Below are 9,457 nucleotides of genomic sequence, written 5' to 3' on the forward strand. Positions count from 1 at the left end.
AGGAGCCGTCCGGGAAGGGTGATCTTCGACGTGACACGCGTCCCCTTCTGCCCGATAGGCTCGCGTGACACCTGGACGATGAGCTCCTGCCCGTCCTCGAGGACGCCTTCGATCCTCTCCCCCACCTCGAAGTGAAAGTCCGAGCTGTCGAACTCCTCGTACATACCGCGGTCGAGGATGATGTCTCCCACATAGAGGAAAGCGGACTTCTCGAGTCCTATGTCGATGAACGCGGCGTCCATGCCAGGGACGATCCTGACGACCTTGCCCTTGTAGATGCTCCCCACCATGCTGTGATCGTTCTTTTTCTCGATGAAGAATTCTACGAGAGTCCCGTTTTCCAGGAAAGCGATCCGTGTTTCGCTGTACGTTACGTTGATTACCAGTTCAGAAGCCATCAATTCGTCTCGATTCCACCTTTATGATCCTCGTGAACGTGCCCTGCATCCAGAGCTGTTTCACGCCCTTGCCGCGCCACACGTAGAAAAACCTGTCCTTCGCCCGCCTCCAGAGAGTGGGTCCGTCTTCCACTGGAGCATCAGCAATGAGCAGGAACAGGTATTCTTTTACCACATTTCTTAGAGAACCTTCAATAAATTCGTGCATTTTAATGCCAGAGGGCAGCTTTTTGTTGATGGCCCTCACCGTGGACGCGTCCACCGTTTGACCGCTGCCCGTCTCGACCTCGATGAATTCGGCGAAGCTCTCCACACCCACCGGAAGGGCGTCCGTGAGAGCTATCTTCGGGAGCGGGTGATACTTTCCCCGCATCCTCATTCTGATACCCGAGGATTTCATGGCCCTCACGATGATGTTCATGACGTCGAGATGACCGATGTACCGGGCGTCGCCGTACTTGCCGTAGCGGAAGGTGAACTTCTTCGGGACCTCACCGGCTTCAGCCGTGACCTCGGCCGCGGCGTCCAAAATGCTGACTCTCCCGGGCCCCTCCTTAAAGGGTGCCCGCTGCGGAAGAGAACACCCGAGGCCGCAGCCGGCACAGCCGGCGAGGCACGACACGGTCATCTCCCCCGATCCTGCTTTGTCGAGTTCCCTCCCGAGAAAGACATCCTCAAAACCCATGTCGACGATATCCCAGGGAAGCTTCTGCGCCCTGTCGCGGCTGCCGGTGTATGTCTTCATGTCCGCCGAATTCTCTTCGAACCAGCGCCTGTAGGGTTCGAAAGAGAAGAACTCCCTCCACGCTTCGAGGCGCGCCCCCTGGTCGTGAAGGTATTCGAAGAGGGGCGCGAGACGCTCATCCGCCCGCGCTACGATGCCCTCCACGACACTCACCGAGGTGTCGCGGTAGCGCACCCGAACGCCCGTCTTCTTCAAAGCGTCCTTGATGAGCATGATCTTCTCCGCGAGAACGCTCTCTTCGTCCATGGGGAGCCACTGGAAAGGCGTGTGCGGTTTCGGTGTAAAGGGGGACACGGAGAGGTTCACGTCCATGCCCGCCGCCCGGAACGGCGTTATCACGTCCCGGATGGCAAGGAGGTCGTCCCGCGTCTCCCAGGGAAAACCGACCATGAGGTAAAGCTTGAGCCTTCGCCAGCCCAGGGTCTTGAGATGCGGCAGCTGCGCCACGAGAGTATCGACGTCAATGTCCTTGTTAAGGCGGGACCTGAGGGAGACCGTCGGGGCCTCGAGGGCAAAGGTAAAACCCGTCCGCGCCATCCGGCCCATGGCCGATATCTCGTCCTCTCCGATGCTGCCTATCTTGAGGGAGGGCAGGCTCACGGACAGGCCATGGTAGGTTCTCTTCGCATATTCGAGCACGTCGAAGAGGAAGGGGTAGTCCCCCGAGCTCAAGGACAACAGGGAGATCTCCTCGTACCCGGTGTGGCGGAGCCCTTCGTCGATGACGGCCTTCACCGCCTCGAAGGAACGCTCGCGATAAGGCCGGTAGCCGAATCCGGCGAGGCAGAACCTGCAGCCGTTCCCGCAGCCCCGCGATATCTCGATGTTGAGCCGGTTGTGCACGCTGTCCACGGTGGGTATCGGGGGGCGCACCGGGTGGTACGCGTTATCGAGATCACTCACGAAAAGGCGCTTCACCCGTGACGAAGGGGCGAAGTGAGAATAGACCCCTTCCAGCCGGGCCATTTCCCGGATGATGCTGTCCCGCCGCTCTCCCTTCATGTCCCGTGCCGTCCTTAGCAGGGACGGGAGTATGTCATCGCCTTCCCCGGCCACGATGACATCGAAGAAGCGTTCGTACGGCTTCGGATTAAGCATGAGCGGGCCGCCCCCGATGACGATGGGGTCTTTTTCCGCCCGCTCTTCCGCCCGTATCCTCACACCCCCGAGGGCGAGCATGTTGAGGACGTTGGTCACGTTGAGCTCGTAGGTCAGTGAAAACCCTATCAGGTCCATCGCGTGAAGGGGGGTCCTCGACTCCAGCGTCCCAAGCGGGGTGCCCGATCTCCTGAGGTGCTCCTCCATGTCCGCCCAGGGGGCGAAACAACGCTCGCACCAGACCCCCTGAACGTTGTTGGCGATCTCGTAGAGGAGAAAGAGTCCGTAATAGGACATCCCTATCTCGTACACATCGGGATAGCACAGCGCAAACCGCACCGTGACGTCGTCGGGGTCCTTCCTCACATGGTTCGGCTCGCACCCGATATACCGCGCGGGCCTCAGAATATTTCGGGGAATATCGATCATCAGTCTAAAGGCGGGTTATAGGTCATGGGTTATGGGTCATGGGAAAAACAGAACAGCCGGATGGTATTCTTCTTTTCCTATTACCCATTACCTATTACCCATCACCTGTATCTCTCCATTATCCTTTCCAGGTCTTCCATGACCATTGACTGGATGCGGTCGAGGGCCTTTTGTGTTTCGGCCTCGAACCTCAGGACGAGGATGGGCTGGGTGTTGGAGGGACGCACAAGTCCCCAGCCGTCGTCGAATATGGCCCGCACTCCGTCGATGTCTATGATGGGATACCGTGACCGGTAGAGTTCCGTCAGTTCCCGCACGACGTCGAACTTCACGCTGTCCGGACAGTCAGTGCGTATCTCCGGTGTAAAATAGGTTTTCGGCAGGTCGGCGAGAAATTCCGATACGGGCCTGCCGTCCTCCTCCATTATCTCCAGGAACCGAAGGGAGGCGTAGATCGCGTCGTCGAATCCGAAGAAACGGTCGGCGAAGAAGATGTGGCCGCTCATCTCGCCGCCCATCAGGGCGTGGACATCCTTCATCTTCTGCTTGATCAGCGAATGGCCCGCCTTCCACATGATGGGTTTGCCGCCGCGCTTCGCGATATCGTCGAAGAGGTTCCGGGAGCACTTGACCTCGGAGACGAATGTCGCTCCTTTGTGCTCCTTGAGTATCTGCCGGGCATAGATGAGCATGAGGTAATCACCCCAGATGATGCCGCCTTTTTCATCCACGACGCCTATCCGGTCCGCGTCGCCGTCGTACCCGATGCCGACATCCGCCTTCTCCCTGCGGATGGTGTCCCTCAGCGAGACGAGGTTCTTCTCCACGGTGGGGTCGGGGAAATGATTGGGGAAGTGTCCGTCCATGTCGCAGAACAGCTCCGTCACCTTCTGGCCGAACTCTTTCATGATGGGGGCGGCGACAACACCTCCCGTGCCGTTGCCCGCGTCCATGACGACTTTGAAACCCTTGCTCAGCTTGATATTCGCGCGCAGGTACTCGTGGTAGTCCCTTACGATGTCCTTGTACTCGCGGTACGATCCCCGTCCCGCGGCGTATTCTCCCGACTCGATGATCCTCCTTATGTCCTGTATCTGGTCCCCATGGAGGGTCGCCCTGTCGACGGCGACCTTAAAACCGTTCATGCTGGGTGGATTGTGGCTTCCCGTTACCATGATGCCACCTTCCACGCCGAGAGTGAAGAGCGAGTAATAGAAGAGCGGCGTCGGAGCCAGACCGACGTCGACGACATCGAGGCCGCTTTCGACCATCGCCTCGGCAAGAAGGTCCCGGTAGTGTTCGGAACTGAGCCGGCAATCGCGGCACAGGGCCGCCTTCTTCTTCCCGAGCCTCGCCATGTAAGACCCGAAGGCCCGGCCGATGCTCAATACCACGTCATCGGTAAGGTCGGGTTCGACGCTTCCCCTGATGTCGTATTCCCTGAATATCTCATTGTTCATGTCGACTCCTTGTCGGGGTCCCGCAACAGGGACGATATCACCTGATGCCGTCAGTTGTGGGGAGCGGTTCGCGCCGCCGAACCAAACGACGGCTTCTCGCGCAAGAGCTCGATCATCATCTGAGCGTTCCTGGCTGCCTTTCCCGCATGGCAGTTGTTGAAGAAAACGAAGGTCGTGCCCTCCGCGCCCGAGGCGATCTCCTCTATGGGCTGCACGAAGCTCCTCAGCTCCTTCTCCGAGTACAGGTAATCATAACGGACATCGACGGGCTCCCTGAACCACGCCCTGTTCCTCCCGTGGAACCGGAAGTACCCCGTCCGCGATGTCAGGACCGGCGTGAAGGGCATGAGGCCCTTGAGCTTCGGTTCGTCGACGATGCAGAAACCGAGGGACAACTCTTTGAGAAGATCGAAATACCTCTCTTCGAACCATCTGGCATTACGGAACTCGATGACCGTTTCGTACCCCGCGAACTCATCCCGTATCCTCCGCAGGTAGCCGATGTTCTCATCCGTGGGCAGGAACATGTAAGGAAACTGGAAGAGAAGCGCCTTCAGGCTCTCCCCCAGGGGCCTGACGCCTTCCCTGAAGAAGCGGCACGTCTCCTTCACATTCTCGTCGATGGAGTGAGTGATACCCTTATAGGCCTTCACGACGAAAGAGAAGTCCGGCGTGGTCCGCCGCGCGAAGGATTCCATGGTCTTCTGCGACGGCATTGAGTAGTACGTATAGTTCACCTCCAGGGCCTTGAACCCCAGCTTGTTGACGTAGTAGGGCAGCATGTCCTGTTTCCTGGTGCCCGGCGGGTACACCTCTCCTATCCAATCATCAAAGGAAAACCCGCTTGTTCCGACCAGTATTTCGCCCATTTCGTTTTGATTTGACAAGCAATTTGTATGTAAATAATATATGTCAGCGCCCAAAATCTCAAGGTAAAAAGGGGAGACCATGGAGAAACAATACGTCATAGACGACATGACCCTCAAGGAATCGTGGAGGCTTTTTCACATCATGGCGGAATTCGTCGAGGGTTTCGAGAACCTCAATGAGGTCAGCCCCGCGATAACGGTTTTTGGAAGCGCCCGCTGCCAGAAAGGCAACGATCTGTACGACAAGACCTACGCGCTGACCAAGCTCCTTGCCAAGAACGGCTTTAACATCATCACCGGCGGAGGCGGAGGCGTCATGGAAGCGGCCAACAAAGGGGCAAAGGACGGAGGGACCAAATCCATCGGTATCAACATCGAGCTGCCCTTCGAGCAAAAACCCAATTCCTACGCGAATGTCCGGCTGAGCTACCGGTACTTCTTCGTCCGCAAGGTCATGTTCCTCAAGTACGCCATGGCCTACATCGTCATGCCCGGCGGCTTCGGCACCCTCGACGAGTTCTTCGAGGCCATCACCCTCATTCAAACGAAGAAGATGCGCCCCTTCCCCGTCATCCTCTACGATTCATGCTACTGGAAAGGACTCATAGACTGGATGAAGGACCAGATGCTGAGCCACGGCAGGATCCTCAAAGAAGACCTCGACATCTTCAAAATATGCGACGACCCCCAGGAGATCGTGGAGTACGTGAAGAAGTTCGTAATCCTCTAAACGCATACGGGTCTTTCGCTTAAGCGAAAAACGAGCACACGGGCACACGAGGAAAAGACACAATTTCTTTCTTCTGTTTTACCGCGTACGCCCGTTTGCGCGAAGCGCAGACTCGTATGCCCGTCCACGTCTTTACCCGTCTATGGTATCCAATTTTCTCGTGAAAATTAGATACCCCGTATGCGCTATCATGCGGTCTGTGGGGCGGACGCGTTCGGCTACGGTCTTGTATTTCCTGATGAGGATCTCGAGGACCTCCGTGTCGCCGAAGCCCTCTTCCAGGGCCTTCAGGGCGTCCGATATCTGGTTGGCCGTGGGCACTATCATGCCTATCGGGGCGCTTCCCTTTACGGCATCCCTCACCTTCTCCAATACCGTCCAGGGCTCCCTCACGTCGATGAAAGCGGCGTCGAAATCACCGCCGGGACAGCCGGTGAACTCCTCGTTGTGAAGCTCCACGTTCCCCCATTCGCCGAAGCGTTCGATGTTGCGCTTCGCGTTCCTGAAGTGCCTCTCCTCCTGCTCGTAGGTGACGACAAGGCCTTCGGGCCCCACCGCGTGGGACATGATGTAGGTGTTGGCGCCGCTGCCCGTTCCCACCTCGAGGACGCGGGAACCTTTCCTCAGGCTCAGGCGGAAGGCGATGAAAAAGCTCTCTTTGGGGAAGACTATCTGCGTCTCCCTCTTGAGGCCGAGCATGACGATGTCCTCGATGGTCGGTTCAAAGATATCGTAGTCGCCGATGCGGATGCCGTAGGGCTTGCCGATGAGGTCGCCGTAGCGGAGCATCCCGCCCTTGCCGTGGAACGACTGGTCAACGGCTATCCGCTTGAGGTATTTCCTGCCGCGCCAGATAAGAAGTATGAGCTGGTTATCTTCAATGGTCTTCATAATTTCACGTAAGTCCGTCACGTCGCGGCAGCCGCCGCGGGCTTGTCCCTAACGAAGCCTGTATTCCACGGGCAAAAGGACGACAAGCCGGACGGGTACCTTTCTCCTGAGATTTGTTTTCGCAACCGAGTCCCTGGCGCTCTCGTCAAGGACGGAAAAACCGGAGCTGCCCACGACCCTCACATCACCGATGGAACCGTTCTCGTGGACGGTGAAGGAAAGGGTCACCTTCCCTTCCCATCCCATTCTCCTCGCCCGCTCCGGATAAACGATGCCCTGCATGATCCTGTCGCGGATAAAGGAGAAGTTCCGCTCGTCGGCGCCGCCGGAACCGAGGTAATTAAGCGTCTTCGGACCTCCCCCACCGGCACCCGGAGAACCTCCCCCGGACGTCGCGCCCGACCAGGACGTCGACACTACCCCGGCATGAGGGCCCGGTGAATCCTCACCGGCCACGGTCACCTGACCCTGCGGGTCAGCCCCGGTGAAGCCCTTCGCGACGGGATCATGGTCCCGGACAACGGCAGCCACTACCCGCTGGTCTGTCTTCCGGGTGTCAACCGGGGCCCTCTTCGCGAGCGGCGCGGGCTGCTTTCTGTGAGGATCGACTTTCGTCTCCCCACCAGCAGGACCGTGCTTTCCCACGCCACCGGCGTTGTCGTTCCCCGGTCCCCTTACAATGCTGAAATCGAGGACGATGCTCTTCTGCCGCGCCACCATCTCGAAGGGAATGATGAGGACCGCGGCTGCCACCGCGAGATGCACCAGAAGGGACACGGCATAACCGGCATGACGGCTCCGGGTCATCTTTCTTCCTCCGTCTGAAGGCTCACTTTCCTGAAGCCCATGGACTTCACCGTTTCGAGTACCTCGACAAAACGCTGGAGTTCTATACCCCTGTCCGCCCGTATGAGGAACGGGGTATCGCGGGGGGTGCCGGAGAGCGATCCCTTCAGGCCCGTGAGGTCGACGCGCTTCGCCTGGTAATAGACGACACCGCTCCTGTCTATCTCGATGATGCCTGTCTTCATGGCCTTCTCCTGCGTCCGGGACACCTTCGGCAGCTCGACGGGGATTATGCCCGTCGCGACGAAGGTCCCCGTCATGAGGACGATGACGAGAAGGACGAGCATGACGTCGATAAAGGGGACCATATTGATGTAGCTGAACTCTTTCTCTTCCATTATGTCAGTCGGTGTTCTTTGTTACAGCCCTGCGGACTTCACGGGCCTGGGTACAACGTCGCCGTCTCTTTTCACGTCCTGTCCGGCATACAGGGCATCCCACCTGAGAAGGGCCACCTTCACCTTCCGGACGAGGTAATTGTGAAAGACAATGGACGGTATGGCCACGACAAGACCGATGGCCGTGGCCTTGAGCGCGAGGGCAAGACCGAACATGACCCCCGTCGCGTCAACGTATCCCTGGCTGCCTATGGTCGAGAAGGTGAGCATGATGCCGAGCACGGTGCCGAGGAGGCCGACGTAGGGCGCGTTGCTGCCGATGGTGGCGATGACGGACATCCTCTTCGTGATATCGATCTCCAGCCCTCTCCTGTCATTGCCGTACCGTGTCATATCGAGTCTTTTGAAGAAAAGGTAACGCTCCACGAAGAAGGCCACGGAGAAAAAAGACATCACCCCCAGAAGGCCTATGATCCCGTAATCCACAACATATCCGAGCCATTGCATGTGTGTAATTTATTATAAATACTGGTTGTTGTCAAAAGTTCTTCTCCTGTGGTAAATATGAGGATCGAAGCCGGGAGCGGCCCCATGACAGCGACGAACGATCTGATCGGATACATCACACCGCAAAATTCCAGGGAGCTCACATGCGCGGGCGTAACCTGTGTTGACGGCATCTCTTTCGAAGGCCACGTCTTTCTCCTCTCCCTCATGCCCTGCTGCGGCCTGCTCGCCCTTCCCTTCTGGGCGAAGGTGTCGGGCCGGCTCGTCAATGAAAGGGAAGAGGAGGCGGTCCTCGCCGTCGTCGTCACCCTCTTCGACGCCGACGGGCAGCGTCTTGCCGATTACTCCGACGTGATCGCCGTTGAGGCAGGCGAGAAAGGAACATGCGACGTCAAGCTCCTCGGTTTTCAGGAAACCGCCGAAACGTACACCATAGCCGTCACAGATATGGAACTCGCGTGAGGAGAGCCGGTCCATGGATGACAACGATTCCATCAACAAACCCTTTTCCGAACTTTCTCGATTTCTCAAGGAACACCGGATCACGGTGAAGAAGGAGGCGTCGCCGGCACCCGCCAGGAAGACCGCCGCCGCGCCCGAGGACGAGGAGCACCTCCTCAGCGAAGCCATGGAGGGCGTGCGAACGATCCGCCGGGGCGACAACAGGATACGGGCAAAGAGACCGGCGCCCGTCGCGGCTCCCCGCAGGGAGAACGAGGAAGAGAAGCTCCTGCAGGAAGTGCTGACGGACCACAACACCATCAACGTCACGAACCTCCCCGAATACATGGAAGGCTACGTCGAAGGCATAAACCCCCTCATAATGGAAAAACTCCGCAAGGGCGAGTTCTCCGTCCAGCAGGTCATAGACCTCCACGGCCTCTCCATAGAAGGCGCCCGGGAAACATTCGAATACTTCCTGAGCAATGCCATCAAGAAAGGTCTCAGATGCGTGAAGGTGATCCACGGCCGGGGCTTGAGGTCCAAGCGCGACCCCACCATCAAGGACTACCTGAAAACATGGATCCTCCGTGCCATGCACCGCAAATGGGTGACCGCCTTCTCCAACGCCACAATGTCCGACGGCGGCCCCGGCGCCACCTACATCCTCCTGAGAACGAAACCGGAGAAGAAGAGGATAAGGAT

Annotated in this window: 11 protein-coding genes; 3 read left to right on the plus strand and 8 right to left on the minus strand. The window is 58.1% G+C overall.

Going from position 1 to position 9,457, the window contains the following annotated elements; genetic code table 11:
• The 4 genes from GXX82_08130 to GXX82_08145 all read right to left on the minus strand — a co-directional run.
• Positions 1-398, minus strand: a 398-nt coding sequence (locus GXX82_08130; GenBank protein ID NLT22998.1) for a S1 RNA-binding domain-containing protein, incomplete at its 3' end; no start/stop codon positions are given.
• Positions 388-2,670, minus strand: a complete 2,283-nt coding sequence (locus tag GXX82_08135) for a DUF2344 domain-containing protein (GenBank protein NLT22999.1) — start codon at positions 2,668-2,670, stop codon at positions 388-390. The genes GXX82_08135 and GXX82_08130, both read right to left, overlap by 11 nt.
• 101 nt (positions 2,671-2,771) lie before the next feature.
• A complete protein-coding gene (locus GXX82_08140; protein NLT23000.1) occupies positions 2,772-4,130 on the minus strand; it encodes a phosphomannomutase/phosphoglucomutase in 1,359 nt (452 codons plus the stop codon).
• Positions 4,131-4,180: 50 nt separating this feature from the next.
• A complete protein-coding gene (locus GXX82_08145; GenBank protein NLT23001.1) occupies positions 4,181-4,999 on the minus strand; it encodes a DUF72 domain-containing protein in 819 nt (272 codons plus the stop codon).
• A 79-nt stretch (positions 5,000-5,078) separates the two neighbouring features.
• Between GXX82_08145 and GXX82_08150 the strand changes: the two genes are divergently transcribed.
• A complete protein-coding gene (locus GXX82_08150) occupies positions 5,079-5,729 on the plus strand; it encodes a TIGR00730 family Rossman fold protein (GenBank protein NLT23002.1) in 651 nt (216 codons plus the stop codon).
• 132 nt (positions 5,730-5,861) lie between these two features.
• Here GXX82_08150 and GXX82_08155 read toward each other — a convergent pair whose 3' ends face one another.
• The 4 genes from GXX82_08155 to exbB are packed head-to-tail and all read right to left on the minus strand — an operon-like array spanning position 5,862 to position 8,311.
• Positions 5,862-6,620, minus strand: a complete 759-nt coding sequence (locus GXX82_08155; protein ID NLT23003.1) for a methyltransferase type 11 — start codon at positions 6,618-6,620, stop codon at positions 5,862-5,864.
• Positions 6,621-6,668: 48 nt separating this feature from the next.
• Complete coding sequence (locus tag GXX82_08160; protein NLT23004.1) at positions 6,669-7,427, minus strand: energy transducer TonB; 759 nt, start codon at positions 7,425-7,427, stop codon at positions 6,669-6,671.
• Positions 7,424-7,804, minus strand: a complete 381-nt coding sequence (locus GXX82_08165) for a biopolymer transporter ExbD (protein NLT23005.1) — start codon at positions 7,802-7,804, stop codon at positions 7,424-7,426. Before GXX82_08165 ends, GXX82_08160 begins: the two co-directional genes overlap by 4 nt.
• Before the next feature lie 21 nt (positions 7,805-7,825).
• Positions 7,826-8,311 (minus strand): TonB-system energizer ExbB, encoded by a 486-nt coding sequence (gene exbB, locus GXX82_08170; GenBank protein ID NLT23006.1) that lies wholly within the window; start codon positions 8,309-8,311, stop codon positions 7,826-7,828.
• Between the two features lie 57 nt (positions 8,312-8,368).
• Here exbB and GXX82_08175 point away from each other — a divergent pair, with 57 nt between their 5' ends.
• Both GXX82_08175 and GXX82_08180 read left to right on the plus strand, forming a co-directional pair.
• A complete protein-coding gene (locus GXX82_08175; GenBank protein NLT23007.1) occupies positions 8,369-8,773 on the plus strand; it encodes a hypothetical protein in 405 nt (134 codons plus the stop codon).
• A 13-nt stretch (positions 8,774-8,786) separates the two neighbouring features.
• On the plus strand, positions 8,787-9,457 hold a 671-nt coding region (locus GXX82_08180; GenBank protein NLT23008.1), incomplete at its 3' end, for a hypothetical protein.

It is taken from the genome of Syntrophorhabdus sp. (assembly GCA_012719415.1).
Taxonomy (GTDB): domain Bacteria; phylum Desulfobacterota; class Syntrophorhabdia; order Syntrophorhabdales; family Syntrophorhabdaceae; genus Delta-02.

Coding starts and splice junctions, on each gene's coding strand:
- GXX82_08135 (NLT22999.1), bottom strand. CDS start 2,670: ATGATCGATATTCCCCGAAATATTCTGAGGCCCGCGCGGTATATCGGG.
- GXX82_08140 (NLT23000.1), bottom strand. CDS start 4,130: ATGAACAATGAGATATTCAGGGAATACGACATCAGGGGAAGCGTCGAA.
- GXX82_08145 (NLT23001.1), bottom strand. CDS start 4,999: ATGGGCGAAATACTGGTCGGAACAAGCGGGTTTTCCTTTGATGATTGG.
- GXX82_08150 (NLT23002.1), top strand. CDS start 5,079: ATGGAGAAACAATACGTCATAGACGACATGACCCTCAAGGAATCGTGG.
- GXX82_08155 (NLT23003.1), bottom strand. CDS start 6,620: ATGAAGACCATTGAAGATAACCAGCTCATACTTCTTATCTGGCGCGGC.
- GXX82_08160 (NLT23004.1), bottom strand. CDS start 7,427: ATGACCCGGAGCCGTCATGCCGGTTATGCCGTGTCCCTTCTGGTGCAT.
- GXX82_08165 (NLT23005.1), bottom strand. CDS start 7,804: ATGGAAGAGAAAGAGTTCAGCTACATCAATATGGTCCCCTTTATCGAC.
- exbB (NLT23006.1), bottom strand. CDS start 8,311: ATGCAATGGCTCGGATATGTTGTGGATTACGGGATCATAGGCCTTCTG.
- GXX82_08175 (NLT23007.1), top strand. CDS start 8,369: ATGAGGATCGAAGCCGGGAGCGGCCCCATGACAGCGACGAACGATCTG.